Origin of the sequence: Marinobacter sp. (genome assembly GCF_040882185.1) — a bacterium.
GTDB lineage: Bacteria > Pseudomonadota > Gammaproteobacteria > Pseudomonadales > Oleiphilaceae > Marinobacter.
Window position 1 is genome coordinate 26,820 of the sequence record NZ_JBBEBW010000001.1, and the last position, 26,902, is coordinate 53,721.

Below are 26,902 nucleotides of genomic sequence, written 5' to 3' on the forward strand. Positions count from 1 at the left end.
GGCTCAGAGGACACCTGCCGCTCTGAGTGCTTCTTCGACTTCACCATGGAACTTTGCATCCAGCGGCGTCAGAGGCAAACGAATACCTTCGTTGAGCATCCCCATACGTTCCAGAGCCCACTTGACCGGTATGGGATTGGCTTCGAGAAAAAGTTTTCGATGCAACGGCATCAAGGATTCATTGATACGCTCAACTTCTTCGCGGTTGCCAGCAATGGCTGCTTCACACAGTGCTGCCATGCCTTTCGGCGCAACGTTGGCAGTGACCGAGACATTGCCTTTGCCACCGGCCAGCATAAGATCTGCAGCGGTCGCGTCGTCACCTGAGTAGACCACAAGGCGCCCTTCCACCGCACGGATAAGCTCGGCTCCGCGCGGAATATTGCCGGTCGCATCCTTGATGCCGATAATATTCGGGATATCGGCCAGGCGTTCAACAGTTTCGTTGAGCATATCGCAGGCCGTGCGTCCAGGAACATTATAAAGTATCTGATTAACCGGGACGGCTTCGGCAATGGCGCGGAAATGGCGGTAAAGCCCTTCCTGACTTGGCTTGTTATAATACGGCACCACGAGCAGACAGGCGTCGGCTCCGAGTTTATGGGCCTCTCCGGTGAGCTCGATAGCTTCGCGAGTGGAGTTGGCTCCGGTACCAGCAATGACCGGTATCCGCCCCTGAACACGTTTTATGATCTGGCCGATAACGCGACAATGCTCGTCTGGGTCCAGCGTCGCAGACTCGCCCGTTGTACCTACAGCGACGATACCGTGGGTTCCGTTATCAAGATGAAAGTCCACCAGGTTATCCAGATGCTCCCAATGGATGCTGCCATCCGGGTGCATTGGCGTTACCAGTGCGACAAGGCTACCAGTAATCATAAAAACTCCGTCGGAATAAAAGGCTAATGGTAATGTTGGCCGTGAACTGACACAAGAGAACGACCGAATAAATAGCTTACCAGCTCCAATAATACATTGAACTGATGGCCTGCTAACTTGCGGGCACGGGTTAGCTTACTCACCGTCAGGTTTTATCAACGGCTGTGTGATTCGCTGGACCGGCCAGGCGGAGAAAATTGCCTTCAGCATCGTCGCGAGCGGGATTGCAAAAAACACTCCCCAAAGCCCCCATATTCCACCAAAAAACAGCACCGCCACAATAATGGCCACCGGATGCAGATTGTTCACTTCCGAGAACAGGATAGGCACCAGGACATTGCCATCGAGTGCCTGGATAATCCCATATACCACCATGACCCAAATGAACTGACTGCCCCAGCCAAAAGCAAACAGGCCAATCATCGCCACTGGAATGGTCACAACGGCAGCACCAATATAGGGGATGACAACGCTTATCCCTACGAGCAATGACAGTAAGGCGGCGTAAGGCATACCGAGCAGTTTGAAACTGACATAAGTGGCGCCGCCAACAATTAATATTTCAACCGCTTTACCGCGAACGTAGTTTGCACACTGGAGATTCACCTCATTCCAGATTCTCACCATCATTGGCCGCTGATGAGGCAGGAGGCGGGATATGGAACCGAGCAGTAAATCCCGATCCTTTAAAAAGAAAAATACCAGTATGGGCAGTAGCACCATGTAAATAAGCAGTGCCATAAGGTCCGGGATACTGGCGATGGAGAACGATACCAGCCACTGGGTCATACGGGCTGCTTCGCCCGTTACCTGTTGGTAAAGGTTGTTGATCTGTTCTATCGAGATCAGATTCGGGTACTGTTGAGGCAGCAGCTCGAAATAGGTCTGCATTTCTCTGAAAATTCGGGGAGTCTCCCCTGCCAGCGAGGTGACCTGAGTCCATAGCAGGGGCAAGAGACCAAACAGGAAACCTATCAGAGTTCCGAGAAACACCAGAAATACGCCAAAAATAGATACAAACTCGGGGATCCCCAGAGAAGTCAGTTTGGTGACCAGGCCCTGGAGAATGAACGCGATGATGACGGCCGCAATGACTGGTGCCAGCATGTGACCGAAGAAAATAACGATCAGAGTGCCGAAAATCAGCAACAGGAAAAGTATGACTGCTTCGTCATCTGAAAAGTATTTATGCGCCAAACCACGTAAAATTCTTACCATCAATGTCTCCGTTACTACACGAAACAGAATGCCCGGAACAAAACGCTAACTTCCGCGTCGTATAACGAAGCGATAACAGCCGTCGGTTTCCCACGTGCTAATCAGTATATGAGATGATAGCTTTAGGAACGCAGGTATATCCCGAGCTGAACCGGCATCGGTCGCAATGACCTCAAGCTCCTCGCCGGGCTGCATGGCGTTCAGCTGAAGTTTGGTTTTTAACAGCGGCATCGGGCAAATAAGCCCGGACGCATCAAGAATAATATCGGCCATGAGTCTTTGGTAAACCGTTGCGTTTTCGATGGCTTGTAGGTTCAACAGTCGAACGGTGCATTATGCCGGTGAGTATCCGGCATTGCACTGATTGTCAGGAAGTATATCAGGCAACGTATGAAAATCGTCCGTGCAGCTTTTTACCAGACGTTAACAAGGAAGGCAGGGCTGAGCCTGGCACTTTTCGCTTCCCTCTCCCTGCCCTGCAACAGCGTTGTTGCGAACGAGGCCCTGTTGCCAACGCTTGGCGGCGTTGGCGGCGGCCTTATTTCCGAGCAGCAGGAAGCTGAAATCGGCCGTCAGGTGATGAGATCATTGAGGCTGTCAGCCGACCAGATACGGGACCCCCTGGTTACGGACTACATGAGCAGCATTGTTTATCAGTTGGTACCGTTTGTGCCACTTAAAGACAAACGCCTGTCCCTGGTTGTGATCGACAGCCCGGCACTCAATGCCTTTGCAGTGCCAGGCAATATTATCGGGGTAAATGCCGGACTGTTTCTCAATGCCGCCACTGAGCAGCAATTTGCCTCGGTTATCGCCCACGAGCTTGCCCACCTGAGCCAACGTCATTTTGCACGCCGAATGGAGCAGCAGGAAACCAGCGCGCCGTTAACAATAGCTGGAATGATTGCAGGTATCATTCTGTCGGCGGTGACCCGGTCGGATGTGGGCATTGCAGCTATCGCAGGCACCCAGGCCCTGGCGGTTCAGAACATGCTGCAATACAGCCGCTCCAATGAGCAGGAAGCGGACCGCGTCGGCATCGATATCATGGCCAACGCGGGTATGGACCCGAGAGGCATGCCAGAAATGTTTGAAGTGATGATGAGGCAGAACCGTCTGCAGGGAAATCGTCTGCCGGAGTATCTCTCGACGCACCCTTTGACCCAAAGCCGGGTCTCAGATAGCCGAAGTCGCGCGGAACAATATCCTGAAGGTGGCTTCACAGACGCCCTTGAATACCATCTGGTGCGGGCCCGCCTGCAAGTGAGATACGCAAAATCGCCCGGGGATGCAGTAGCTCTGTTCGAAGACTATCTGGCCAACGAGAGTGCAGATCAGGAGGATGCTGCCCACTATGGATTGGCCGTTGCGTATCTCGCAGCTGACCGTCCGCAGGACGCCCGTAAGAAACTGGAAGCCCTGTTGGAGAAACAGCCAGGACGCATTACCTATCTTGTCACCCTGGCAGAGGCCTTATATAAATTGAACCAGACCGAGGAAGCCAGGACATTAATGAAAAATGCGTTGCAGAGAAACCCGGGTAACGTACCCATTATAACCATGCTGGCAGCTGTCGAGCGTGATGCTGGCAACGCACAGCAATCATCCGAGTATCTTAAAACTCTGACGCGGGAATACCCGCAACGGGAAGATCTGTGGCTTGAGCTTGCTGAGGCTGAAGGGCAGGCCAGAAACATTGTGGGCGTTCACCGCGCACGGGCAGAATATGACCTCTTGATGGGGGATCTTGAGTCTGCCCAACGGCAATTAAGGGAGGCACAGGAAAAAACGCCTCCTGAAGCCCCCCTGAGACAGATCATCACGGAGCGCCTGTCTCAGGTATCTGATGCCCTCGCCCGCCAGCGCTGACCCGGAGAAAGCGCCGCACAAATCAGGCGTTTCCCGCAGCCTTCAGGTTCCGGTTGGCGGTAAAATCAAGCATTCGACGCAGCGGTCTTAATGCCCGTTCCCGCAGATCAGGGTCAATGGTGATTTCCTGGCCGCCGTGCTCAAGCACATAAAGCAGATTTTCCAACCCGTTCATCGCCATCCAGGGGCAGTGAGCACAACTGCGACAGGTCGCCCCATTACCCGCAGTCGGAGCTTCAATCAGGGTTTTAGTCGGCGCCGATTGCTGCATCTTGTAAAAAATGCCGTTGTCTGTCGCAACGATAAAACGTTCGTTGGGAAGCACCTGAACAGCATTAATCAGTTGAGATGTAGAACCCACCACGTCCGCCATCTCAACCACCGCCTCCCGGGATTCCGGATGAACCAGGATCGCCGCATCCGGATACAGGGCCTTGAGATCTTCCAGCCCACGGGATTTGAACTCTTCGTGAACGATGCAGGAGCCTTCCCATAACAGCATATCGGCACCGGTGGTCTTCTGGACATAATTCCCAAGGTGTTTATCCGGCGCCCACAGGACCTTTTCACCGCTGGCATCGAGAGATTCTACAATCGCTTGAGCACAACTGGAGGTAACGACCCAGTCTGCCCGCGCCTTGACGGCCGCAGAGGTGTTGGCATAGACCACCACAGTGCGATCAGGATGCTGATCGCAGAAAGCAGCAAATTCGTCCGCGGGGCAGCCAATATCAAGAGAACAGGTAGCCTCCAGCGTTGGCATCAGAACCTGCTTTTCCGGGTTCAGGATTTTTGCTGTCTCACCCATAAATTTGACGCCAGCGACCACCACTGTCGACGCTGAATGCTGGTTACTGAAACGGGCCATTTCCAGTGAATCGGCCACGCAACCACCGGTTTCCTCGGCAAGGCGCTGGATGTCCGGATCAGTGTAGTAATGGGCCACCAACACGGCGTCTCGATCCTTCAGCGCCTGCTTGATACGCATTTCCAACTCGGCCTGCCTGTCGGCAGTGAGTGGTCTCGGCTCCGCCTCGTGTGCCAAGTGTTCCTGAACCAGAATGCGGTTATCGGATCGTGTCATTGCTTCTCTCATCGTTTGCGCGCCTAAGCTCCTTGATTGTCATTCTTTACCAAGGCTCGCCGCTATTATCATAAGCCAGTTTTACGGCTTCACTATAGTCATAGATTGGGGTTTGGAGGCAAAAAAAAAGAGCCTGAAGGCTCTTTTCTCCGACCCCCGGCTTTGACTCAAATGAGCTGCAGATGGGGATCAATTTGGTGGGTCGTGATGGATTCGAACCATCGACCAATTGGTTAAAAGCCAACTGCTCTACCAACTGAGCTAACGACCCAAAACGGGCTGGCGTATCAAGCCATAACTGCACGCTCACTCACCACCTGCGTGCAATCAATTTCAATAATGGTGGGTCGTGATGGATTCGAACCATCGACCAATTGGTTAAAAGCCAACTGCTCTACCAACTGAGCTAACGACCCAAAACGGGCTGGCGTATCAAGCCATAACTGCACGCTCACTCACCACCTGCGTGCAATCAATTTCAATAATGGTGGGTCGTGATGGATTCGAACCATCGACCAATTGGTTAAAAGCCAACTGCTCTACCAACTGAGCTAACGACCCAAACGAGGCGCATATAGTACGGATTTTTCGCCCCGCTTCAACCTTTTTCCGCAATATTTCAATACAGCCAAGTTCAACGTTTATCCAGATACTCTTTTGCCAGAGACGCGGCATTGGACGCAGGATAAGTCGATACCACTCGCTCCATCTGCCGGACTGCGTCCGCTTTTTCATTCAGACGATCGAAGGTCACGCCGAGTTTGTAAACTGCATCCGCCGCTTTCCGATGATCTGAAAACCTTGTGGCAACAATGGTAAATGCCTGTTTCGCCTGCTCCAGCTGCGGTTTAACCAGATAAACCTCCCCCAGCCAGTAATAAGCGTTAACGGTCAAATCCCCTTCCGGGTAATCTGAGATGAAGCTGTATATACCGTCTATCGCGGCGTCATAATTCCCGTCGCGAATCAAGGTCTGAATCTTCTGGTAGGACTCTCGCTCAAAAGCGGTTGGCTGACGGTATTCGCGGGTAATCGGCTGTATATTCGATTCCGGGGCATCAGCAGACGAGCTGTCGGTGGGTGCCGGGGCGGCCTGAAGCCGCTCCGAGACATTCAACAACCGTTGGTCGAGATCGATATAGCGCTCTTTCGATTGATTTGATAGTCGATTGAGCTGGTTACGCTGCTCTTCAAGCTCCCCCTGCAAGCGGCGCACTTCGCCTTGCAATTGCTCAATCATGAAGAACAACTCAGCGTTGGCCTGGCTGGCACCCGCCTGTTGGCGGGGCTCCGGCTGGGCGCTCTGAGATCCTGGTGCCGATGACTGCGCCACTGCGCAACCACTGAGCGACAGCGCAACTGTCGCCATGAGGAATTTTCTCATGGTGGGTCCTGTTGGTTGCAATTTTCGCGTTTACTGGAAAATCATTTCAACGCGACGGTTCTGGGCCCAGGCGCTCTCGCTGGAACCTGAGACCGCTGGCTTCTCTTCTCCATAGCTTACGGTTTCAAGCTGACCACGGGAAGCCCCGTTGACAATCAGGAAACGCTGAATCGCGTTGGCACGACGCTCGCCCAACGCCAGGTTGTATTCGGTGGTACCACGCTCATCGGAATGACCTTCCAGACGAACCTGAGTGCGCGGGTTGTCGGACAGATAACGGGCGTGAGCGGCCAGAACGTCGCGGGATTCAGCTTTGATCTCAGAGGTGTCGAAATCAAAGTAGAAGGTGGTGATGTTACGCAACGCTTCCGCCTCTGCCTGCTCCGCCCGTTCCTCTGCTTCCATGCGCTCGGAGTCACTCAGGCCATCGGAGGAAACGCCGCTGCCATCACTGCCACCGTACACGGTACTGCCATCCTGCTGACCCGAAGCGGAACCATCGGTGCCGTAACCGCCTTCTTCCATGGGATCACCTGTGGAGCTACAGCCCGCGATAAAGCCCAGGGCCAACACCAATGCAAATGCCTTTGTCTTCATCGTAACCATCATAATCGTTCCTTTATTTTCAAATGTGCTATCGCACGTCAAAGTTAGTTCCGACGTCCAGGAGCGTCAGAACTGTTAATAAAGCTAGTCCAAAAATGGTGACCAGGCTGGCTCCCGAACATCGCCCCTGGCAGCTGGCAGTACGTAATTCGAACCACCACCAGCAGACATGACCGTTAATACGCTCTCACCATTCTGCTGCGTGGAATAGATCAACATGCGTCCGTTCGGCGCAACGCTCGGAGATTCATCCAGCCCCGTCCGCGTCAGGATCGTTTCATTTCCGGTTTCCAGGTTCATCCGGGCGATGTGGAAGCCTCCCTCGCGTTGATGAACGTAATATATATGCTTGCTGTCCGGGCTGAACCGGGGACGCGCATTATATCGGCTACCAAAGGTTAGTCGCCTGGGTTCCGCCCCTTCAGTCTCTTTCTGATATATCTGTGGCCCACCCGAACGGTCAGAAGTGAACAGGAAGCCCCGGCCATCGGCACTCCAGCTGCCTTCAGTGTCAATCGACCAGTGATCCGTCAGACGTTTGAGTGAACTCGACGCGAGATCCAGCTTGTAAATTTCAGCGTTGCCATCCTTTGACAGAGTGACCAACAGGGATTTGCCGTCTGGGGACCAGTCCGGTGACGAATTCAACCCTGGAAAAGAAGCAACACGAGTGCGCTTGCCGGTGGACAGTTCATGGGTGTATATCGCCGGACGACCGGTCTCAAAGGAGACATACGCCAGACTCTGGCCATCTGGCGACCACGTTGGAGAGAGAATCGGCTCATCACTCTCCATCCGGACCCTGGCGCGCTTCCCGTCAACATCACTGACTTGCAGCTTGTATATTCGTTCGCCATTGCCGGTTTCGAGCGTCACATAGGCCAGTTTGGTCGAGAATGCACCGCGCACTCCAGTGATGGCTTCAAACACCTTGTCGCTGATGTGGTGGGCAAGACCACGTATACCATCCGCGGAAGCTGTCGCTGTCTCACCCAGCAAGCGCCGCTCGCCGTTCACATCGAACAGCTCATAACGGGCTTTGATACGGTCACCTTCCTGGCTGAGCTCACCAACTAACAGAAATCGCTGCCCCAGCATCCGCCAGTCCCGGTAATAAACGTCGTCACTTCTGGACGGCAGGCTAAGCATCCGTTCAGGGCTGAGAGGTTTGAACTCCCCGCTCATGGTCAGGTCATCCCGGACGATGTCACTGACATCATCACCATTGGGTATATTGCCTGTCTTTGAGAATGGCACCACCGCGAGAGGGATAGCGGAATCAACCCCTTCGGTTATGCGAATCATCAATTCCGCACTAACGGGAGTGGTTGTAGCGAGCATAAATACCAGAGGTGCCAGCACACGCAACCAACGGTTCTGCAAACGGGAATACCGACCATTCCGGTTTTGGTCAGTCAGGGTTTGATCTGTCATGTTCTCGATATCCATGGTCATCTCAGCCGCTCAGGGTTGAATTCAATCGTAAACTGACGAAAGTATTTTTCAAATGTGTCCCGCTCACTCGGAACCGGGTATCGGTTAACACCCCGCACTGCACTCAGCGCGGAATTGTCAAAGGCGGTGTTGCCACTGCCCCTGACCAGCTCAACAGAAGAAAGTTCACCCGTCGGTAACAAGGTAATTCTCAGCGTCGCCGTCATCTCACTCGTAGCTGAAGACGGCATATACCAGCCGTTTTTCAACCGTTCACGAATCAGCCCCTGATATCGCTGGCTGTCTGTCAACATTTGCGACTCCCGCGCACGGGCTGCAGCCTCAGCTTCCGACTGACGACGGGCGGCCTCCTCGGACTCACGGGCGGAATCCGCAAGCGCTTCCAGCTGCTGCTCTCTGAGCTTACGTTCGGCTTCCCGACGTTTGGCTTCTGCCTCACGCTTGGCCTCAGCCTGCCGCCTGGCTTCAGCTTCGGCCTCCTGTTGACGCTGACGTTCAGCCTCCTCCTGCTTGCGACGTTCCTCTTCCGCAGCTTTGGCAGCAGCTTCCCGTTTACGTGCTTCTTCTGCCTGTTGGCGCTTTTGCTCTTGTTCTGCTTTTTGGCGAGCCCGCTCCTTAGCTTCGGCTTCAGCTTTCTGACGGGCCTGTTCCTGCTCTTTTTGCTTGGCCGCCTGCTCTTCACGTTGCCGGGCTTCACGCTCTTCCGCTTGCTGGCGCTCCTGTTCTGCCTGGCGTTCACGCTCCTGCTGTTGTCGTTCGCGCTCTGCAGCGGCCTGGCGTTCGGCTTCGAGTTCTTCCAGATCCTCTTCGGGCTCGGGCTCGGGTTCAGGCTCTGGAGCGGGCGCTGGTGCAGGCTCAGGAGCAGGCTGTTGTGCGGGCTGCTCATTGATAACCAGACGTGCCGATATGCTTCTGGGCATCGGCTCATCTACCGGGTTTGTCCAGCTCCAACCGGCCAGCGCAACCACTACAATCAGGCCGTGCAACAGCAGGGACAGCGCAACAGGGGATTTCCACGCTGGCTGCCCTGTGCTGATCGGTTCTCGCTGCTGGTCAATCACGAAACATCAACCCCTAATTATCTTGCGAGCTTTCGGTAATAAGACCGACGCTTGAGGCTCCGGCCCCCTGCAATGCTGACATCAGCCGAACAACCACTCCATAAGTCACAAACTCGTCACCCCGAACGAGCACTTCGCTTCGAGCCCGCCCGGAGAGTATTTTAGCAACCTGGCCCTGAACCTCCTCGAGAGACATGGGATCACTGCTTTCATCTCCCACCTCCAGGTAATATGCCCCGTTTCCATCCACAGAAACGATGATCGATTCCACGTCTTTTTCCGCCTGCAGCGGGTCCGAGACGGTATTGGGCAGATCAACCTTTACACCCTGAGTAAGCATCGGTGCCGTCACCATAAAAATGATCAGCAGCACCAACATCACGTCGATGTAGGGCACCACGTTGATTTCCGACATTGGCTTGCGGCGTTCGTGGGGCATCATCCCCATACCTTTCATGCTCACATTCGTACTCCTGCCAGGGGATCAGGCTTAGGCCGCAGGGGCTTTCTCGCTGTTATGTACCCGACGATGAAGGATGCTGGAGAATTCCTCGGCAAAGGTTTCATAATTCTTGAGCAGCGAGTCCGATGTCGTGGAAAAGCGGTTATAGGCGATAACCGCAGGAATCGCAGCGAACAGGCCCATAGCGGTTGCAATAAGCGCTTCGGAAATGCCCGGTGCGACCGTCGCAAGCGTGGCCTGCTGAGCCTGAGCCAGGCCCCGGAATGAATTCATAATGCCCCAAACCGTGCCGAACAACCCGACATACGGACTGGTCGAACCTACGGTCGCGAGAAATGGCAGATGAGTTTCAAGCCGTTCCTGTTCCCGGGAAAAAGCTACACGCATCGCACGCTGCGCGCCTTCCATTACCGCATCGGCATCACGGCTTTGCTGCCGAAGCCGGGAAAACTCTTTGAACCCCGCCCGAAAGATGGCTTCAAGTCCGGAAAAAGGCGTTGGGTCTGTATTGACTTCACGGTAGAGCTGCCCCAAGTCCATGCCAGACCAAAAACGCTCCTCAAACGCCAATTGTGCCTGCTTCGCTTTGCGAAAAACCTGGAAACGCTGAAAGATCAATGCCCAGGATATGACCGACGCGAGCACCAGCAACAGCATAACCAGCTGCACCAGCAAGCCTGCATTGGCGATTAGAGACCAAACTGAGAGTTCTGAATCCACCTTCTACTCCTGGTTTTCCGTTTTTAAGTTCAGAGAGCGCGCGCGCCTCTCCTGTAAGAAATTTATCCTTCGGCAAAATTTGCCGGTGCCTTACTATGCTATCGGAATTAAAGCCTTCATGGCCTCCGGCAACACCCGGGGGCGTCCGGTATCCAAGGCCACACACGCCACCTTGACGACGGCGTCCGCCAACAGCGCGCCATCGGCTTCGCGCTCCACGCGCTGGTTAAATTCCATCCAGACCCTGCCACCTCTCACAAGATCTGCGGTTACTCGCAGTTGATCGTCGAGCTTTGCAGGCACCGCATAGTGTATCGACAACCGTTGCACGACATAGCTGATGTTCTCGCTCAGCCCTGCCCGCAACCCGACACCACGGCTGCGTACCCACTCTGTCCTGGCGCGCTCCATGTAGTGCAGATACTTCGCATGGAACACGATACCCCCGGCATCGGTATCTTCTATATAGACCCGAACCGGCAAGGTGAACGGCGACGGCGCGGTGTCAATCAAGTAGATCCTCCTGTTCCGACTTCCCCGATGCAATACCAAAATGCAGGTAAGCATGGGATGTCACCATGCGGCCTCTCGGGGTTCGCACCATATAACCCTGCTGGATAAGAAAAGGCTCGAGCACATCTTCAATGGTGCCGCGCTCTTCGCTGATGGCAGCCGCAAGACTCTCGACCCCGACAGGGCCGCCATCGAATTTTTCAATCATCGCCAGTAGCAGGCGGCGGTCCATGTGGTCAAAGCCCTGACTGTCCACTTTGAGCATATTGAGCGCCTGATCGGCGATTTCTTCGGTGATAATGCCATCCGCTTTGACCTCGGCGTAGTCCCGTACCCGCCGCAACAGCCGGTTCGCAATACGGGGCGTGCCCCGGGAACGTCTGGCAATTTCGAGGGCTCCCGCTTTTTCGATACTGACCCCGGAGAGATCTGCCGAGCGCAATACGATGTGCGTCAGATCCGCTGTATTATAAAACTCAAGACGCTGAACAATGCCAAACCGGTCCCGTAGCGGAGAGGTGAGCAACCCGGCTCTGGTGGTGGCGCCCACCAGCGTAAATGGCGGCAAATCAAGTTTGATAGAGCGGGCCGCCGGGCCTTCTCCGATCATGATATCGAGTTGATAATCTTCCATGGCCGGATAGAGCACTTCTTCCACTGCAGCACTCAGACGATGGATCTCATCAATAAAAAGAACGTCACCTTCTTCCAGATTGGTCAGCATGGCTGCCAGGTCGCCAGCCCGTTCCAGCACAGGGCCCGAAGTGGTCTTGATCGCGACGCCCATTTCATTAGCGATAATATTCGCCAGCGTTGTTTTGCCCAGACCGGGTGGGCCAAAAATCAGCACATGATCCAGAGCTTCCTGCCGCCCTCTGGCCGCAGAAATAAAAATATCCATTTGCTCGCGAACCGTCGGCTGTCCGACATAGTCGGCCAAGCGCGTTGGACGAATGGCGCGATCCTGAACTTCCTCATACTGGCCTGGTCGGGCCGTAATCAATCGGTCGGACTCAATCATCAATGTGCTCAAAGCTGGAGATCGACATTGCGTTTTTATGTTTCCCAACGCGACGGTTATTGTACAAGGGGTGCTTTGACTGTCACGTTACCCTCTCGACAGAAAGACCACCAGTGTTTTGGCCTTCAGCTCGCAGGTATCATGTTCTTCAGGGCCAGACGAATAAGTTCTTCCCGGCTCATATCTCTCTCTGCGATTTTGTTGACTGCCTTGCTGGCCTCTTGCGGCTTATAGCCCAACGCGATCAACGCGGCTTCCGCCTCGTCCCGGGGACTGTGGGCCTCCCTCACCGGGACAGTTGAGGGACTACCTTGCACACCGCCCGGAGTAAACTGGCCTTCCAGTTGACCGATTCGATCAGCTATCTCTATAAGCAGGCGTTCAGCGGTTTTCTTGCCCACCCCAGGCAGTTTGACCAACGAGTTAGCATCTCTCGCTTCCACACACTGGATGAACTGATGTGCATCCAGGCCCGAGAGAATCGCCAGTGCAAGCTTGGGCCCCACACCATTAACTCTGATCAACAGACGAAAGACATTACGATCAAGTCTTGCTGCAAAGCCGAAAAGGCTATGAGCGTCCTCCCGAACGGAGAAGTGGGTATGAAGGGTGATTTCCTGTCCAGGCTCCGGCAGGTGAAAGAAGGTGGTGTAGGGAATGTCCACTTCATAGCCAAGCCCGGCGCACTCGATCAATGCCTGACCGGGAGCCTTTTCAATGAGAATACCGTGAATGCGACCGATCAAATGAAGCTCCCCAGGCCTTTCGCCCGTTACTATTCCCAGTTAGTACTGAAACCCGTTATGGCCGAATGCGACCGCCTCTGACACGGCCCCCTGCTGATATGCGATTCATACTCTGGTTCATATGAGCGTGACAGAGGGCAATGGCGAGCGCATCGGCAGCATCCGCCTGAGGTTTTCTCGATAAACCCAGCAGCGTCTGCACCATATGCTGTACCTGAGCTTTGTCCGCGCTGCCCTTTCCTACCACAGCCTGTTTCACCTGCCGGGCTGAATACTCATGTACCGCAAGTCCGCTGTTGGCTGCGCTGACAATCGCGGCGCCCCGCGCCTGTCCCAACTTGAGTGCTGAGTCCGGATTGCGGGCCATGAATACCTGTTCGATGGCGAATTCGTCCGGCCGGAATTCACCGATCAGCGTTGCCAGGCTGTGAAAGATGGTTTGCAATCGCTCTGCCAGCGGTTTCTCCCCCAACCTTATGCAACCACTGTCGAGATATTCAGTGTGGCGACCCTCACACCGGATGAGTCCATAACCGGTAATACGCGAGCCCGGATCAACACCGAGTATGATGGCCACACTTTCTCCTTGCTACCAATACCCTGGTCAGCGTTGCTCGACCGCTTTACTCGCCAAGGTCCACATTGCCAACCGACTCCGGCACCTGTTTGTTTGCAGGCTTGCGCAGCTTGATGTGCAGCTCCCGCAGTTGCTGTTCATCCACCAGACCCGGCGCCTGAGTCATCAGGCAGGTAGCGCTCTGGGTTTTCGGAAACGCAATAACGTCGCGAATGGAGGATGCCCCGGTCATCAGCATCACCAGCCGGTCAAGGCCAAATGCCAGGCCACCGTGCGGAGGGCAACCGAACTTCAGGGCGTCCAGCAGGAAGCCAAATTTGGCGCGAGCTTCTTCTTCCTCGATACCCAGAATCCGGAACACGGTCTGTTGCATGGTCTCGTCATGGATACGAATTGATCCACCGCCAAGCTCCGTACCGTTCAACACCATATCGTAGGCTCGGGACAACGCGGTGTCCGGGGAGGCAACCAGTTGTTCCGGCGTGCAGGACGGAGCAGTGAATGGATGGTGAATAGCGTGCAGGCCGCCATCAGAGGTTTCCTCAAACATCGGGAAGTCCACCACCCAAAGGGGCGCCCACGCTTTCGTCAGCATTTTCAGATCATGGCCGATCTTGATACGCAGCGCACCGAGGGCTTCATTGACGACGGTGGTCTTGTCCGCCCCGAAAAACACGATATCGCCGTCTTCAGCAGCTACGCGCTCGATAATGGCGAGCGCGACTTCGTTGCCCAGAAACTTGATAATCGGCGATTGCAGGCCTTCAGCCCCTTTGCTCAGATCATTGACCTTGATATAGGCCAGGCCCTTGGCGCCATAGATGCCAACGTACTTGGTGTAATCATCAATTTGCTTACGGCTGATTTCGCCGCCTTTAGGCACTCGCAGAGCAGCAACCCGACCTTTAGCGTCGTTGGCTGGCCCAGCGAAGACCTTGAAATCAACGCCAGCAACCAGATCAGCCACATCGATCAGTTCCAGCGGAATACGCAGGTCCGGTTTGTCACTGCCGTAGCGTTGCATGGCTTCGGCGTACGGCATACGCGGGAACTCGGGCAGTTCGACCTGCAGCACATCCTTGAACAGGTCCCGGATCATCGACTCGGTCAAACCCATCAGGCTATCTTCGTTGATGAAAGATGCCTCAATGTCGATCTGGGTGAATTCAGGCTGACGATCCGCCCGCAGGTCTTCATCCCGGAAGCACTTGGCGATCTGATAATAACGGTCAACGCCGGACACCATCAGAAGCTGTTTGAAAAGCTGGGGCGACTGCGGCAAGGCGAAGAACGAGCCTTCATGGGTACGACTGGGCACCAGATAGTCGCGGGCGCCTTCGGGCGTGGCGCGAGTGAGGATCGGGGTCTCAACATCCATGAATTCATTGCGGTCGAGAAAGTTGCGGATATAACTGGTGACCCGTGACCGGAACCGAAGGCGGTTCAGCATTTCCGGGCGCCGCAAGTCAATAAAGCGATAACGCAGGCGAACATCCTCACCAACATCGACATGTTCATCCAGCGGGAACGGGGGCGTGGCAGCGGCGTTCAGAATGGTCAATGCAGTGCCGAGCACTTCAACCTGCCCGGTAGGCATATTGGCGTTTTCAGTGCCAGCTGGGCGGCGGCGAACGCGACCGGTCACCTGGATAACGAATTCGCTGCGGACTTTTTCAGCCAGCGAAAAACTTTCCGGGGTATCTGGATCAAACACCACCTGGGAAATGCCGTCCCGATCGCGCAAATCAAGGAAAATAACCCCGCCGTGATCACGGCGGCGGTGGACCCAACCACATAGTGTAACGTCCTGATCAATGTGAGATTCGTCGATTCCACCGCAATAGTGACTGCGCATACCCTGTCCCGTTGTTTCTGTGTTCGATTGAATGTGTTTTCAGCCCGCAGAGGATTCTGTCGGTGTTGATGAACTGCCCTTCTCCACCAGATTCTTCTTCTTTCCGGTTTTAAAATCGGTTTCGTACCAGCCGGTCCCGGCCAGGCGAAAACCCGCCGCAGAGATCCGTTTCCGGAACGAGGCTGCCTCGCAGGAAGGGCAATCCTTCAGAGGCGTTTCGCTCATTTTCTGGATAATGTCTTTCTCAAACCCACAGTCGTCACATACATATTCATAAATCGGCATTTCAGATACCCCACAATATAACCAACACCAGTGTCCCGTCCGGCTAATTCGCAGTAGGTCAACGAATTAGCCGGACGGGACACTGCCCTTTTCGGATACCAGCCCTGCTCACATCATCGGATACGCCGTATGTCACTGTCGGGGTTGCCAATTTCATGACAACTTTGCAAGTTTTGGCGGACCCTGTAAAAAGCGCACCATTATAAACACAATCAATCATAAAATCAGGGGGCGATGGGTATTCTTTGTTGGCGTATCGGGGACTTCGGTTAGTCAGCTGGCTGACTGGAGCCTGTGGAGGGAGCGGGCCTGCCCTTACCAGACACGCCGTCGATACATCCATGTAGGCTCGGTGTTGCCATCCATGGCAACACACGGTCTGGTAAGGGCAGGCCCACTCCCTCCATTCCGACTCCGACGGGGCCTTCTCGATACTTCAATGGTACTTCTTTATCCATAGATGACGGCGCAAGGTCTGAAGGCTAGAATACTTCGCCTAGTCATCCCGCCTATGGAGCACCAATTTGGCAGCCCGAGCCGAACAGAAGTTGAAAACACGTCGAGCGCTGATGGATGCCGCGCTGGGCCAGTTAAGTGCCGACCGGGGTTTTAGCAGCCTGAGTCTCCGAGAGGTGACGCGAGCGGCTGGCATTGCGCCGACGTCTTTCTACCGTCACTTTGCAGAGCTTGACGAGCTCGGATTGGCCCTGGTGGACGAGAGTGGGCTCGCCTTGCGCCAACTGATGCGCCAGGCTCGCAAACGCATTGCCCGCAACGGTAGTGCCATCAGTACATCAGTCGAAACATTTATGGAGTACCTGGGCAATAACGCGAACCTTTTCAGGTTGCTGCTTCGTGAACGCACGGGCGTTTCGAAGCCATTCCGCACTGCGGTCCAGGCAGAAATTGACCATTTTGTTACTGAGCTGGCCGACGACCTTCGGCGAATTGCCGATGAGCAGAAGAAGCCTCTTTATGATGCCCACCTAGTCGCTGAAGCCATGGTTACCCTGGTGTTTAACCATGGCGCCGAAGCACTGGATGCGAGCAGTAAGGAAAAAGAGATTCTAAAAACCAAACTGAAGACTGAGCTCCGAATGATTCTGGTGGGCTCCCAAACCCTGGCCAAGGTCTCACGAAAACAGCCAGAACAAGCTTAGCTGACAACTTAGTCGCTGCCTTTCTGTACCATGTCTTCGATCAGTTCACCGAGCACTTCGATTCGTCGATCAAGCCCTGCCGGGGAGTAAGGAACAGGCGCTCGAACACCCCACACAGGACCCGGCCAGCCGACATCACCTTCATACCGGACGATATGGTGCACGTGCAACTGAGGCACCATATTACCGAGAGCTGCCACGTTGAGCTTGTGGCCACCGAACAGCTCCATCAAGCCCTTACCGAGCGCAGAGGAGTCTCTCAGTAAACGCACTTGGTCCCGTTCGGACAGTTGGTAGATTTCCCGCACACCTTCTCGCATAGGTACCAGTAACAGCCAGGGCCAGGTGGAGTCGTCCATCAACCGTATATCACACAACCCGGTGTAGCCCAGGCTGATGGTGTCCTCTGCAAGACGAGGGTGCAGTTCAAAGGCCATAACCTGAATCTCAGACCGCAGTGAACTGGTTACGCCCGCGGCCAATGGCGTAGTAGATCATGCCATAGCGCTCAAGCATTTCCGGCTCATACAGGTTGCGCCCATCAAATATCACGGGCTCTTTCAGCGCGGCGGCAATACTGGCGAAATCCGGAGAGCGGAATTCTTTCCACTCGGTACAAATTACCAGCACATCCGCACCTTTCAATGCCTGCTCTTTGGTTCCGCAAAGCTGTAAGCCTTCCTGATCACCATAGATACGCTGGGTCTCCTCCATCGCTTCCGGGTCAAATGCCTGTACTTTGGCGCCTGCCTTCCATAAATCTTCCATTAGCATCCGGGCAGAGGCTTCGCGCATGTCATCAGTATTGGGCTTGAAAGCGAGCCCCCAGAGTGCAACTACTTTACCTTCCACATTGCCCTGAAAGTAGTGGCTGACCTTGTCGAAAAGTACGTGTTTCTGGGCGGCGTTCACTTCATCCACAGCATTCAGAAGTCGGGCCTCATAATCGCAATCACGGGCAGTTCTGGTGAGCGCCGTTACATCCTTTGGAAAGCAGGAACCGCCATAGCCACAACCCGGATATATAAAGTGGTAGCCAATACGGGGGTCGGAACCAATCCCGCGGCGGACAGCCTCAATGTCGGCGCCCAGTCGTTCGGATATATTGGCAATTTCATTCATGAAACTGATCTTCGTCGCCAGCATGGCATTGGCCGCGTACTTCGTCAGCTCAGCGGAACGAATGTCCATGTAGATCATGCGGTCATGGCTGCGGTTAAACGGGTAGTAGACTTCCCGCAGCAAATCCTGCGCCCGCTCACTGTCGGTGCCAATTACGATTCGATCAGGCTTCATAAAGTCATTGATCGCGGCGCCTTCCTTGAGGAACTCAGGATTCGATACAACATCAAATTCCAGCTCCAGGCCACGGCGATCCAGCTCCGCCCGGGCGGCAGCATAAACTTTGTCACCCGTACCAACCGGCACTGTCGACTTGTCGACAATTACCTTGTAGTCGGTCATGTACTGGCCGATGGAGCGCGCGACCGCCGTTACGTACTGTAAATCGGCAGAACCGTCCTCATCCGGAGGCGTGCCCACCGCAATGAACTGCAAAGCACCATGCCCCACAGCCTGTTCGGTGTCGGTGGTAAAATTCAGTCTGCCAGCTTCCACGTTGTGCTTAACAATACTGTCCAGACCCGGCTCGTAGATGGGAATATGTCCGTTCTTCAATTTACCGATCTTGTTCTCGTCAACGTCCATACAGAGTACATCATGGCCAACGTCGGCAAGACATGCGCCTGTAACGAGACCGACGTAGCCAGTACCGAAAATGGTGATTTTCATCCTTTAAACTCCATCCTGAAAAGTGGTCATAAGTCGCTTGAAACGGTTATCAGGCCTGGCGCCGCTTCTGCCAGATGGCCTCCCACGCCAACGCTGTACCGACAATGGTATCCAGGTTGTCGTGATCAGGCGTCCAGCCCAGAGTTCGGGTAATTTTGCTGTTGTCAGCCATCAAAGCATCCGGATCGCCAGCGCGCCGCCCCACCCGCTCTACCGGGAAGTCATTCCCGGACAGCCTCTTAACCACATCAATGACTTCACTGACGGTAAAGCCGCGCCCGTATCCGCAATTCAGAACCTGAGACTCGCCCCCGTTGCGCATGAATTCAAGCGCCATTACATGAGCCTTGGCCAGATCTTCAACGTGGATGTAATCACGAACACAGGTGCCATCCCGGGTGTCATAGTCGGTGCCGAATACACTCATGCCATCACGTTGACCGGTAACGCACTCACAGGCGACCTTGATCAAATGCGTCGCTTCCGGCGTGGCCTGACCAAGCAGACCATCAGGATTTGCGCCTGCAACATTGAAATACCGCAGAATGACATAGTTCAATGAAGAAGCGGCAGCAAGATCCATAATCATGCGCTCACTCATCATCTTCGATGCGCCGTAAGGGTTGATGGGCGCCAGTGGCTGCGATTCAGCGAGCACTTTCTCATCAGGCATGCCGTATACCGCAGCAGTTGAGGAAAACACCATGTAAGGCGTTTTATGCCGCTCGATGACTTTTAAAAGATTCAGGGTATTACGAGTGTTGTTGCTGTAGTACTTGAGCGGGTTGGCAACGGATTCCGGAACCACGATATTGGCAGCAAAATGCAGAACTGCTTCAAATCTGTGTTGGCTGAAGACGGCCTCAATTGCCTCTTCATCCGCCAGATCGCCTATGACCAGCTCACCAAAAGTGACTGCCCAGCGATACCCGGTGGACAGGTTATCAAATACGACAATATCGTGGCCCGCTTCTCCGAGCTGACGTACCACGTGACTTCCAATATAACCGGCACCGCCGGTAACGAGCACTTTCATGGATTACTCCTGTTCGTTCCCTGAATGACCATGACGCCGACGGCGAATCTGCTCACGACGAGCAGCAAAAAAGTCGGAAATCACCTCACTGCATGGGTGTTCAAGTACGCCCCCGACGGCCTCAACCTGCCAGTTGAAAATGTCTTCGTTCAACGTTTGGCGCGTTGATTCAATCGCACCGGCTTTGGGCTCTCGGGCACCGTACACAAGCCGCGAAACACGGCTATGGATAAGAGCTCCGACACACATGGTGCAGGGCTCAAGCGTGACGTATAGGGTGGCTCCGGACAAGCGGTAATTACCCTCTCGTCGAGCAGCATCCCGTAATGCTCTGATTTCAGCGTGGGCGGTGGGGTCGCAACTACTGATCGGAGCGTTATAACCCGCACCAATTTCGCGACCGGCTCTGACCACCACGGCGCCAACGGGTACTTCACCCCGATCAGCGGCAGACTTCGCCAACCCCAGGGCGCGATTCATCCAGAATTCATCATCCACTGATATCGCCCCCGGTAAGTCGGATTATTCCCACTCAATGGTAGCGGGAGGCTTGGATGAAATATCGTAAGTTACTCTGGAGACGCCGGAAATCTCGTTAATAACCCGGTTCGATACCGTTTCCAGTAACTCATACGGTAAGCGCGCCCACCGTGCAGTCATGAAATCTACCGTCTCCACAGCTCGAATCGCAATTACGTATTCGTAACGCCGGGCATCACCGACCACGCCGACGGATTTGACCGGCAGGAAAACAGCAAAAGCCTGGCTGGTCTTGTGGTAAAGGTCTGCCCGGTGCAATTCTTCCAAAAATATCGCATCCGCCCGCCGCAGGATGTCCGCGTATTCCTTCTTGACTTCGCCCAGAATCCGCACGCCCAGACCCGGGCCCGGGAACGGGTGCCGGTAGACCATATCGTAAGGCAGACCCAATTCCAGACCGATACGGCGAACTTCGTCCTTGAAAAGCTCACGCAGGGGCTCCACCAGCTTCAGCTTCATCTTCTCTGGCAAACCACCCACATTATGGTGAGACTTGATGACGTGGGCCTTACCGGTTTTGGAAGCTGCCGACTCGATGACATCCGGATAGATCGTGCCTTGTGCCAGCCAGTTCACTTCCCGAATTTCAGTCGCGTATTGGTCGAAGACTTCAATAAAGCTATTGCCGATGATCTTGCGTTTCTGCTCAGGATCACTGACCCCCTTGAGACGCGAGAGAAAAAGATCTTCAGTGTCGGCCCGAATCACCTTGATGCCCATATTGCGGCCGAACATGTCCATGACCTGATCACCTTCGTGCAGGCGCAGCAGGCCGTTATCCACAAATACACAGGTGAGCTGGTCCCCGATCGCTTTATGCAGCAGGGCAGCCGTAACTGAGGAATCGACACCTCCTGACAACCCCAACAGCACCTTTTCCGATCCTACTTGAGCCTGAATCTGGCGTACGGCATCGTCGACGATTTTCGCTGGCGTCCAGAGCGCATCACAGGCACAGATATCCAATACGAAGTGCTCGAGGATACGTTGGCCCTGCAGGGTATGAGTAACCTCCGGGTGGAACTGAACACCAAAAAGCTTGCGTTTGAGATCTTGCATGGCAGCAATGGGAGCGCTCTCGGTCGACGCCAGCAGCTCAAAACCTTCAGGCAAGGTAACGACCTTATCGCCATGACTCATCCAAACATCCAGCAAAGACTCGCCCTGGCCGGTAAGGTGATCGGTGATGCCATTTAACAGCGCGCCTTCAGCCCGGACTTTAACCTGGGCATAGCCAAACTCCCGCTTCTCGGAACTGGCCACCCTGCCACCGAGTTGCTCAGCCATGGTTTGCATGCCATAGCAAATCCCCAAGACCGGAATGCCCCGATCAAACAGACCATCCGGCGCCCGCGGACCGCCCAGTTGAGTGACCGACTCCGGACCACCTGCAAGCAAGATACCCCTGGGATTGAATTCATCAAGCTCAGCGTCCGTGATATCAAACGCCCTGACCTCACAGTAGACGCCTAGTTCCCGTACTCGACGGGCAATGAGCTGAGTATACTGGGAGCCAAAATCAAGAATCAGGATGCGGTGGTCATGGATGTTCTGGGCCATGGGGTCCTCAAGTCAGAGTTGAACAGCGCGGCTCCATAACCTGAACCGCGCAGGGGGTAAGGTCGGAATCAGCCGACGCGATAGTTCGGCGCTTCTTTGGTGATGGTGACATCGTGCACATGACTCTCGCGCATGCCAGCATTGGTGATTCGTGCAAACTGCGGCTTGGTACGCATCTCTTCCATTGAGGCGCTGCCCGTGTAGCCCATGGAGGCCCGGAGGCCGCCCATCAATTGATGAACAATGTTGCGCATGGGTCCTTTACAGGCCACCCGACCCTCGATACCTTCCGGAACCAGTTTATCAACACCTTTACTGGCATCCTGAAAATACCGGTCGCTGGACCCCTGCCCCATAGCGCCGATAGATCCCATGCCCCGGTAAGCTTTGTAGCTCCGACCCTGGAACAGCTCAACTTCACCAGGTGCCTCATCAGTACCGGCCAGCAGGCCACCAATCATCACGCAGTAAGCGCCCGCGGCAATCGCCTTGGCAATATCACCGGAGAACCGAACGCCACCATCAGCGATCAGCGGCACGCCACGATCTTTCAAAGCCGCAGCGACATTGGATACCGCAGTAATCTGAGGCACCCCGATACCGGCCACAATACGAGTGGTGCAGATGGAACCCGGACCAATCCCGACCTTGACCGCGTCAGCACCGGCGTCGGCCAGCGCAATGGCCGCTTCAGCGGTTGCTATATTGCCACCGATAACCTGCACTTCGGGATAGCGGGTCTTGACCCAGCTGACACGGTCAATCACGCCTTTGGAGTGGCCATGAGCAGTATCAATAACAATGACATCGACGCCCGCCTCGACCAGGGCAGCAATACGGGCTTCGGTGTCCCCCCCGGTACCTACCGCAGCACCAACGCGCAGTCGCCCTTGCTCATCCTTACAAGCCAGCGGGTAATCTTTGGCTTTTTGGATGTCTTTGACGGTGATAAGACCTTTGAGCTGGAACTCGTCGTTGACGACCAGAACCTTCTCGATACGGTGTTTGTGAAGCAGGTTTTTAACTTCTTCAAGATCGGCCCCTTCCGGCGCTGTAACGAGTTTATCCTTGGGCGTCATGATGTCGGAGACGCGGGTATCCAGACGACTTTCAAAACGAATATCCCGACCGGTTACAATGCCGACCAGGTCACGCCCATCGACCACGGGCAGGCCCGAGATATTGTTCGCGGTCGTGATATCAAGCAGTTCGCGGACAGTGGTATCAGGGGAGACGGTGATGGGGTCCTTTACTACGCCACTTTCGTACTTTTTTACTTTTCGAACCGCCGCGGCCTGTTGCTCCGGGCTCATATTCTTGTGCATTATGCCGATGCCGCCTTCCTGCGCCATCGCGATCGCCAATTCCGCCTCGGTGACGGTGTCCATAGCAGCGGAAACCAGCGGAATATTCAGTGCGATACCTTTGGTCAACTGGGTTTTAAGGTTAACCTGATTTGGCAGAACTTCTGAATATCCAGGGATGAGCAGGACATCATCAAATGTGAGGGCTTCTTCGGCAATACGCAACATTGGGACCCGCCTTTTGAACGTGCTAAGTTTAATCGATCCATTATAAATCCGTGGCGGTTCACAGTAAACCGGCAGTGTTTTATAAGAATGTTGCATCTTTTTGAATTTTCGCTATTTTTGACCCACACCCCTTTTCGGAAATCCCCTATATTTTATGGATATACCTGCCATTCCAACCCGACCAGGTGCGTTAACAGTCAGCGAACTTAATCATCAGGTTCGTCATCTGCTGGAGGTCAGTTTTATGCAGGCCTGGGTTGTGGGGGAGCTTTCCAGCTTTTCCAGGCCAGGTTCGGGGCATTGGTACTTCACTCTGAAAGACGCCAAGTGCCAGGTGCGCTGCGCCATGTTTAAAGGCTTCAACCAGCGAATTCGGGGGATACCGAAAGAAGGTGATCAGGTACGCATACGGGGCAAAGTCAGCCTGTATGAAAACCGTGGCGATTATCAGATCATTGCAGAGCACATTGAGCCCGCGGGCCTTGGAGTATTGCAACAGGCTTTTGAGGAACTGAAATACAAGCTCCAGACGGAGGGGCTGTTTGATCCGGCCCGCAAGAAACCGGTCCCGACCCTGCCCCGGCATATTGGTGTGGTCACGTCTTCCACCGGTGCGGCTATCCACGATATTCTCACAGTGCTAGAGCGACGCTTCCCCTCGATACCGGTGACGGTTTACCCGACGGTGGTTCAGGGCGCCGCTGCGGCAGGAGAGATTGTCGTGGCGATTCGCCGGGCCGAACAGCATGGCCGAGCAGACGTCCTCATCATCGGCCGGGGCGGTGGCTCACTGGAGGATCTGTGGTGTTTTAACGACGAGGCTGTAGCCCGCGCTATAGCCAACTGTCCCCTGCCCACCGTGAGCGCTGTCGGACACGAAGTAGACTTCACTATCGCTGACTTTGTAGCGGACTTCAGAGCCCCCACCCCCTCAGCCGCCGCAGAAAAGCTCTCACCAGACCAGCATGACTGGCTCCGTCATCTGGAGGGCCAGCAAGCTCGCCTGGCACAATCCCTGCAGACAACTCTCCGGCGCCTGGAAAACCAATTGGGACACCTCGGGGCGCGGTTACGAGACCCCCGCCGGGAACTGATGGAGAAAGCTCAGCGTCTTGATGAGTTGGATAGTCGCCTTGTAACCGTCACCCAAAACCGCCTGAGCCGTGAACGAGTCCGGCTCGATCACCTTCGTAACCGCCTTGCAATGCAGTCTCCTGGCCGCCAGCTCGGCCTTAATCAAACCCGACTTGGCCAGGTATCGGATCAGCTTTTTAGTAGTATGGAACGCTTATTACTGCGGAAATCCGAGAGGCTGGGCCATCTCGGACAATCGCTGAATGTTGTGAGCCCGCTCGCGACCCTCGACCGTGGCTACGCTATCGTCCAGACGAGCAGCCAACCGGTGATCAGAAATGCAGCCGAACTGAAACCGGGTGACACACTTACCGCCCGCCTCTCCCGGGGCTCCGTGGAGGCCACCGTCGTGCGTATTCACGTGGGCTCCACCGATCTCTCTCCAACGCAGAATCGAGATTAATCTGCCATAGCCAGCTTATCGTTAGCCTTTGGTCTAGTACCCCTCACTGCCAAAGCGCCTAAAGTCTGGAGATGGCAGATAACAACGATAAAAAAGCATCCTTCAAGGAGGTGGAGTAATGGGATATCACTCCGAATTCGACAGATCTATAAAGCAATCCGAAGATTTCTGGCGCGAACAGGCTGAACAGCTGGACTGGATAGAATCGCCCTCTGTTATCTGGGAGGCAAAAGGGAATGGCCATGGGGACTGGTTCCCCGATGGCATTCTGAACACCTCTGATGTTGCTTTGGACGCCAATATCAGGGCTGGGCGGGGCGACCAGAAAGCACTGGTGTACGACTCCCCGGTGACCGGCGAAACCCGGTCACTGACTTATAAAGAACTTACTCATCAGGTAGCGCTTTTTGCTGGCGCTCTTCGGGATCGGGAAATCAAGAAAGGTGATCGGGTTATCATCTATATGCCCATGGTGCCTGAAGCCGTCATCGCCATGCTCGGCTGTGCCAGAATCGGTGCGGTGCATTCTGTGGTTTTTGGCGGGTTTGCTTCCCACGAGCTGGCAGTACGAATTGACGACGCCAAACCGAAAGTCATTGTGACGTCGTCCTGCGGTATCGAAGTACAGAAGGTTATTCCTTACAAGCCGTTGGTTGATAAGGCAATTGAGGAAGCCGACCACAAAATTGACTGCTGCATAGTGTTGCAGAGGCCTCAAGTGAAGGCTGAAATGACCTCCGGCCGGGATTTTGACTGGGAGGATCTGATAGCCAGCGCCACCCCTGCTGACCCAATACCGCTTAAATCGACCGATCCGCTTTATATTCTTTATACCTCCGGCACCACTGGCAAGCCCAAAGGCGTGGTCCGAGATAACGGTGGTCACGCCGTTGCGCTTAAGTACAGTATGTCTCTGGTATACGGTGCCAGCCCTGGCGACGTTTACTGGGCAGCTTCTGATGTAGGTTGGGTGGTCGGCCACAGTTATATTGTCTATGCACCGCTTTTTGCCGGTTGTACCACAATTCTCTACGAGGGGAAGCCTGTCAAAACGCCTGATGCGGGCGCCTTCTGGCGCGTGTGTCAGGAACACAAGGTCAACCTGTTGTTTACCGCACCCACGGCCTTTCGTGCCGTGCGCAAAGAAGACCCGGAAGCGGATCAGCTCAAGCGTTATGACATCAGCGCGCTGCGCCGTATATTTCTGGCCGGAGAACGATTGGACCCACCCACTTATGACTGGCTTCATGAGCATACTGGCCTGCCAATCATGGATCATTGGTGGCAGACGGAAACCGGCTGGGCAATCTGTTGCAATCCGGTGGGCATCGAAGCTCTGCCAGCGAAACCAGGCTCCGCCACAGTGCCCACGCCGGGCTTCAATGTAAAAATTGTCGACCAACAAGGTCGGTCGGTTCGTACCGGTGATCAGGGCCACGTGGTGGTGAAACTCCCCCTTCCTCCCGGATGCCTGACTACCGTCTGGGGCGACGATGCCCGATTCTGCAAGACTTACCTGGAGCCTGTTCCCGGCTATTACAGCTCCGGCGATGGCGGCTATGTCGACGAAGAAGGTTACGTCTTCATTATGGGTCGCACCGATGACGTCATTAATGTGGCCGGGCATCGGCTGTCGACGGGAGAAATGGAAGAGGTGGTTGCGGCTCATCCGGCGGTAGCTGAATGCTGTGTCGTTGGAGCTCACGACGAACTCAGGGGTCAGGTGCCGATTGGACTGGTACTCGTCAAAGATGGCGCAACCATATCCCAGGACGAGTTGGAAGAAGAGCTCATCGAGATGGTTCGGGACCGTATCGGAGCGGTTGCCTGCTTCCGCAGAGCGATCGTGGTGGAGCGTCTACCCAAAACCCGCTCCGGCAAAATACTGCGGCGGGTTATCCGGCAAATTGCCGATGGCGAAGAATACTCAGTGCCTTCTACCATTGATGACCCTGCGATTCTCGAGGAGATCAATCAGCACTTGAAACACTAACGGGGATGGGCTGCCGT

The 26,902-nt window shown here is 54.8% G+C and carries 26 protein-coding genes and 3 tRNA genes; 4 read left to right on the plus strand and 25 right to left on the minus strand.

What is annotated here, in order from left to right:
* Positions 1 to 3: 3 nt before the first annotated feature.
* The 3 genes from dapA to WEB64_RS00145 form a co-directional block, all read right to left on the minus strand.
* Positions 4 to 879, minus strand: a complete 876-nt coding sequence (dapA, locus tag WEB64_RS00135; RefSeq protein WP_368059232.1) for a 4-hydroxy-tetrahydrodipicolinate synthase — start codon at positions 877 to 879, stop codon at positions 4 to 6.
* A 135-nt stretch (positions 880 to 1,014) separates the two neighbouring features.
* Positions 1,015 to 2,097, minus strand: coding sequence for an AI-2E family transporter (locus WEB64_RS00140; RefSeq protein WP_368059234.1), 1,083 nt, complete (start codon positions 2,095 to 2,097; stop codon positions 1,015 to 1,017).
* A 45-nt stretch (positions 2,098 to 2,142) separates the two neighbouring features.
* The gene (locus tag WEB64_RS00145) at positions 2,143 to 2,370 is read right to left on the minus strand and encodes a sulfurtransferase TusA family protein (protein WP_368059236.1); all 228 of its coding nucleotides are present in this window, start codon (positions 2,368 to 2,370) and stop codon (positions 2,143 to 2,145) included.
* Between the two features lie 117 nt (positions 2,371 to 2,487).
* Between WEB64_RS00145 and WEB64_RS00150 the strand changes: the two genes are divergently transcribed.
* Positions 2,488 to 3,966, plus strand: a complete 1,479-nt coding sequence (locus WEB64_RS00150; RefSeq protein WP_368059238.1) for a M48 family metalloprotease — start codon at positions 2,488 to 2,490, stop codon at positions 3,964 to 3,966.
* Between the two features lie 22 nt (positions 3,967 to 3,988).
* On the opposite strand, the gene nadA is transcribed toward WEB64_RS00150, so the two are convergent.
* From nadA to WEB64_RS00230, 16 genes are all read right to left on the minus strand, one after another.
* A complete protein-coding gene (gene nadA / locus WEB64_RS00155) occupies positions 3,989 to 5,050 on the minus strand; it encodes a quinolinate synthase NadA (protein WP_368059240.1) in 1,062 nt (353 codons plus the stop codon).
* A gap of 195 nt (positions 5,051 to 5,245) precedes the next feature.
* Positions 5,246 to 5,321, minus strand: a tRNA-Lys gene (locus WEB64_RS00160).
* 69 nt (positions 5,322 to 5,390) lie between these two features.
* Positions 5,391 to 5,466, minus strand: a tRNA-Lys gene (locus tag WEB64_RS00165).
* 69 nt (positions 5,467 to 5,535) lie between these two features.
* A tRNA-Lys gene (locus tag WEB64_RS00170) sits at positions 5,536 to 5,611 on the minus strand.
* Between the two features lie 73 nt (positions 5,612 to 5,684).
* Entirely contained in the window at positions 5,685 to 6,434 is a 750-nt protein-coding gene (gene ybgF / locus WEB64_RS00175; RefSeq protein WP_368059242.1) for a tol-pal system protein YbgF, read from the minus strand.
* A gap of 30 nt (positions 6,435 to 6,464) precedes the next feature.
* Positions 6,465 to 7,043 carry a peptidoglycan-associated lipoprotein Pal gene (gene pal, locus WEB64_RS00180; protein WP_368059244.1) on the minus strand — a complete coding sequence of 193 codons (579 nt, stop codon included), beginning with the start codon at positions 7,041 to 7,043 and terminating at the stop codon, positions 6,465 to 6,467.
* A gap of 81 nt (positions 7,044 to 7,124) precedes the next feature.
* The gene (gene tolB, locus WEB64_RS00185; RefSeq protein WP_368059396.1) at positions 7,125 to 8,381 is read right to left on the minus strand and encodes a Tol-Pal system beta propeller repeat protein TolB; all 1,257 of its coding nucleotides are present in this window, start codon (positions 8,379 to 8,381) and stop codon (positions 7,125 to 7,127) included.
* A 110-nt stretch (positions 8,382 to 8,491) separates the two neighbouring features.
* Positions 8,492 to 9,556, minus strand: coding sequence for a cell envelope integrity protein TolA (tolA, locus tag WEB64_RS00190; protein WP_368059246.1), 1,065 nt, complete (start codon positions 9,554 to 9,556; stop codon positions 8,492 to 8,494).
* 13 nt (positions 9,557 to 9,569) lie between these two features.
* On the minus strand, positions 9,570 to 10,013 hold the full coding sequence (gene tolR / locus WEB64_RS00195; protein ID WP_368059398.1) for a protein TolR: 444 nt from the start codon (positions 10,011 to 10,013) through the stop codon (positions 9,570 to 9,572).
* 33 nt (positions 10,014 to 10,046) lie between these two features.
* Positions 10,047 to 10,739: a protein TolQ gene (gene tolQ, locus WEB64_RS00200; protein ID WP_368059248.1), complete on the minus strand. Its 693-nt coding sequence runs from the start codon at positions 10,737 to 10,739 to the stop codon at positions 10,047 to 10,049.
* A 93-nt stretch (positions 10,740 to 10,832) separates the two neighbouring features.
* A complete protein-coding gene (locus WEB64_RS00205) occupies positions 10,833 to 11,252 on the minus strand; it encodes a YbgC/FadM family acyl-CoA thioesterase (RefSeq protein ID WP_368059250.1) in 420 nt (139 codons plus the stop codon).
* Positions 11,245 to 12,273: a Holliday junction branch migration DNA helicase RuvB gene (gene ruvB / locus WEB64_RS00210; RefSeq protein WP_368059252.1), complete on the minus strand. Its 1,029-nt coding sequence runs from the start codon at positions 12,271 to 12,273 to the stop codon at positions 11,245 to 11,247. The genes WEB64_RS00205 and ruvB overlap by 8 nt, the downstream gene beginning before the upstream one ends.
* A 125-nt stretch (positions 12,274 to 12,398) precedes the next feature.
* Positions 12,399 to 13,019, minus strand: a complete 621-nt coding sequence (gene ruvA / locus WEB64_RS00215; protein WP_368059254.1) for a Holliday junction branch migration protein RuvA — start codon at positions 13,017 to 13,019, stop codon at positions 12,399 to 12,401.
* Positions 13,020 to 13,074: 55 nt separating this feature from the next.
* The gene (gene ruvC / locus WEB64_RS00220) at positions 13,075 to 13,596 is read right to left on the minus strand and encodes a crossover junction endodeoxyribonuclease RuvC (protein ID WP_368059256.1); all 522 of its coding nucleotides are present in this window, start codon (positions 13,594 to 13,596) and stop codon (positions 13,075 to 13,077) included.
* 46 nt (positions 13,597 to 13,642) lie between these two features.
* Positions 13,643 to 15,451, minus strand: a complete 1,809-nt coding sequence (aspS, locus tag WEB64_RS00225; RefSeq protein WP_368059258.1) for an aspartate--tRNA ligase — start codon at positions 15,449 to 15,451, stop codon at positions 13,643 to 13,645.
* A 39-nt stretch (positions 15,452 to 15,490) separates the two neighbouring features.
* Complete coding sequence (locus WEB64_RS00230; RefSeq protein ID WP_368059260.1) at positions 15,491 to 15,736, minus strand: FmdB family zinc ribbon protein; 246 nt, start codon at positions 15,734 to 15,736, stop codon at positions 15,491 to 15,493.
* A gap of 524 nt (positions 15,737 to 16,260) precedes the next feature.
* Between WEB64_RS00230 and fabR the strand changes: the two genes are divergently transcribed.
* Positions 16,261 to 16,896 carry an HTH-type transcriptional repressor FabR gene (gene fabR, locus WEB64_RS00235; RefSeq protein WP_368059262.1) on the plus strand — a complete coding sequence of 212 codons (636 nt, stop codon included), beginning with the start codon at positions 16,261 to 16,263 and terminating at the stop codon, positions 16,894 to 16,896.
* A gap of 8 nt (positions 16,897 to 16,904) precedes the next feature.
* Here the strand turns inward: fabR and WEB64_RS00240 are convergent, their stop codons facing one another.
* From WEB64_RS00240 to guaB, 6 genes are all read right to left on the minus strand, one after another.
* Complete coding sequence (locus WEB64_RS00240; protein WP_368059264.1) at positions 16,905 to 17,333, minus strand: HIT domain-containing protein; 429 nt, start codon at positions 17,331 to 17,333, stop codon at positions 16,905 to 16,907.
* A gap of 10 nt (positions 17,334 to 17,343) precedes the next feature.
* Positions 17,344 to 18,687, minus strand: a complete 1,344-nt coding sequence (locus tag WEB64_RS00245; RefSeq protein WP_368059266.1) for a UDP-glucose/GDP-mannose dehydrogenase family protein — start codon at positions 18,685 to 18,687, stop codon at positions 17,344 to 17,346.
* Positions 18,688 to 18,736: 49 nt separating this feature from the next.
* Positions 18,737 to 19,723 (minus strand): UDP-glucose 4-epimerase GalE, encoded by a 987-nt coding sequence (gene galE / locus WEB64_RS00250; RefSeq protein WP_368059268.1) that lies wholly within the window; start codon positions 19,721 to 19,723, stop codon positions 18,737 to 18,739.
* A 3-nt stretch (positions 19,724 to 19,726) separates the two neighbouring features.
* A complete protein-coding gene (gene tadA, locus WEB64_RS00255; protein ID WP_368059270.1) occupies positions 19,727 to 20,221 on the minus strand; it encodes a tRNA adenosine(34) deaminase TadA in 495 nt (164 codons plus the stop codon).
* A gap of 24 nt (positions 20,222 to 20,245) precedes the next feature.
* Positions 20,246 to 21,823 (minus strand): glutamine-hydrolyzing GMP synthase, encoded by a 1,578-nt coding sequence (gene guaA, locus WEB64_RS00260; RefSeq protein ID WP_368059272.1) that lies wholly within the window; start codon positions 21,821 to 21,823, stop codon positions 20,246 to 20,248.
* Positions 21,824 to 21,891: 68 nt separating this feature from the next.
* A complete protein-coding gene (guaB, locus tag WEB64_RS00265) occupies positions 21,892 to 23,355 on the minus strand; it encodes an IMP dehydrogenase (protein ID WP_368059274.1) in 1,464 nt (487 codons plus the stop codon).
* Between the two features lie 154 nt (positions 23,356 to 23,509).
* Here guaB and xseA point away from each other — a divergent pair, with 154 nt between their 5' ends.
* Together xseA and WEB64_RS00275 are read left to right on the plus strand one after the other, a co-directional pair.
* Positions 23,510 to 24,892, plus strand: a complete 1,383-nt coding sequence (gene xseA / locus WEB64_RS00270) for an exodeoxyribonuclease VII large subunit (protein WP_368059276.1) — start codon at positions 23,510 to 23,512, stop codon at positions 24,890 to 24,892.
* Between the two features lie 118 nt (positions 24,893 to 25,010).
* Positions 25,011 to 26,885, plus strand: coding sequence for a propionyl-CoA synthetase (locus WEB64_RS00275; RefSeq protein ID WP_368059278.1), 1,875 nt, complete (start codon positions 25,011 to 25,013; stop codon positions 26,883 to 26,885).
* The last annotated feature ends 17 nt before the right edge of the window (positions 26,886 to 26,902 follow it).

What these genes read in the sequence shown, in the direction of transcription:
- dapA (WP_368059232.1), bottom strand. Translation starts at nt 879, where the DNA reads ATGATTACTGGTAGCCTTGTCGCACTGGTAACGCCAATGCACCCGGAT.
- WEB64_RS00140 (WP_368059234.1), bottom strand. Translation starts at nt 2,097, where the DNA reads ATGGTAAGAATTTTACGTGGTTTGGCGCATAAATACTTTTCAGATGAC.
- WEB64_RS00145 (WP_368059236.1), bottom strand. Translation starts at nt 2,370, where the DNA reads ATGGCCGATATTATTCTTGATGCGTCCGGGCTTATTTGCCCGATGCCG.
- WEB64_RS00150 (WP_368059238.1), top strand. Translation starts at nt 2,488, where the DNA reads ATGAAAATCGTCCGTGCAGCTTTTTACCAGACGTTAACAAGGAAGGCA.
- nadA (WP_368059240.1), bottom strand. Translation starts at nt 5,050, where the DNA reads ATGACACGATCCGATAACCGCATTCTGGTTCAGGAACACTTGGCACAC.
- ybgF (WP_368059242.1), bottom strand. Translation starts at nt 6,434, where the DNA reads ATGAGAAAATTCCTCATGGCGACAGTTGCGCTGTCGCTCAGTGGTTGC.
- pal (WP_368059244.1), bottom strand. Translation starts at nt 7,043, where the DNA reads ATGATGGTTACGATGAAGACAAAGGCATTTGCATTGGTGTTGGCCCTG.
- tolB (WP_368059396.1), bottom strand. Translation starts at nt 8,381, where the DNA reads ATGCTCGCTACAACCACTCCCGTTAGTGCGGAATTGATGATTCGCATA.
- tolR (WP_368059398.1), bottom strand. Translation starts at nt 10,013, where the DNA reads ATGAAAGGTATGGGGATGATGCCCCACGAACGCCGCAAGCCAATGTCG.
- ruvB (WP_368059252.1), bottom strand. Translation starts at nt 12,273, where the DNA reads ATGATTGAGTCCGACCGATTGATTACGGCCCGACCAGGCCAGTATGAG.
- aspS (WP_368059258.1), bottom strand. Translation starts at nt 15,451, where the DNA reads ATGCGCAGTCACTATTGCGGTGGAATCGACGAATCTCACATTGATCAG.
- WEB64_RS00230 (WP_368059260.1), bottom strand. Translation starts at nt 15,736, where the DNA reads ATGCCGATTTATGAATATGTATGTGACGACTGTGGGTTTGAGAAAGAC.
- WEB64_RS00240 (WP_368059264.1), bottom strand. Translation starts at nt 17,333, where the DNA reads ATGGCCTTTGAACTGCACCCTCGTCTTGCAGAGGACACCATCAGCCTG.
- WEB64_RS00245 (WP_368059266.1), bottom strand. Translation starts at nt 18,687, where the DNA reads ATGAAAATCACCATTTTCGGTACTGGCTACGTCGGTCTCGTTACAGGC.
- galE (WP_368059268.1), bottom strand. Translation starts at nt 19,723, where the DNA reads ATGAAAGTGCTCGTTACCGGCGGTGCCGGTTATATTGGAAGTCACGTG.
- guaA (WP_368059272.1), bottom strand. Translation starts at nt 21,823, where the DNA reads ATGGCCCAGAACATCCATGACCACCGCATCCTGATTCTTGATTTTGGC.
- guaB (WP_368059274.1), bottom strand. Translation starts at nt 23,355, where the DNA reads ATGTTGCGTATTGCCGAAGAAGCCCTCACATTTGATGATGTCCTGCTC.
- xseA (WP_368059276.1), top strand. Translation starts at nt 23,510, where the DNA reads ATGGATATACCTGCCATTCCAACCCGACCAGGTGCGTTAACAGTCAGC.
- WEB64_RS00275 (WP_368059278.1), top strand. Translation starts at nt 25,011, where the DNA reads ATGGGATATCACTCCGAATTCGACAGATCTATAAAGCAATCCGAAGAT.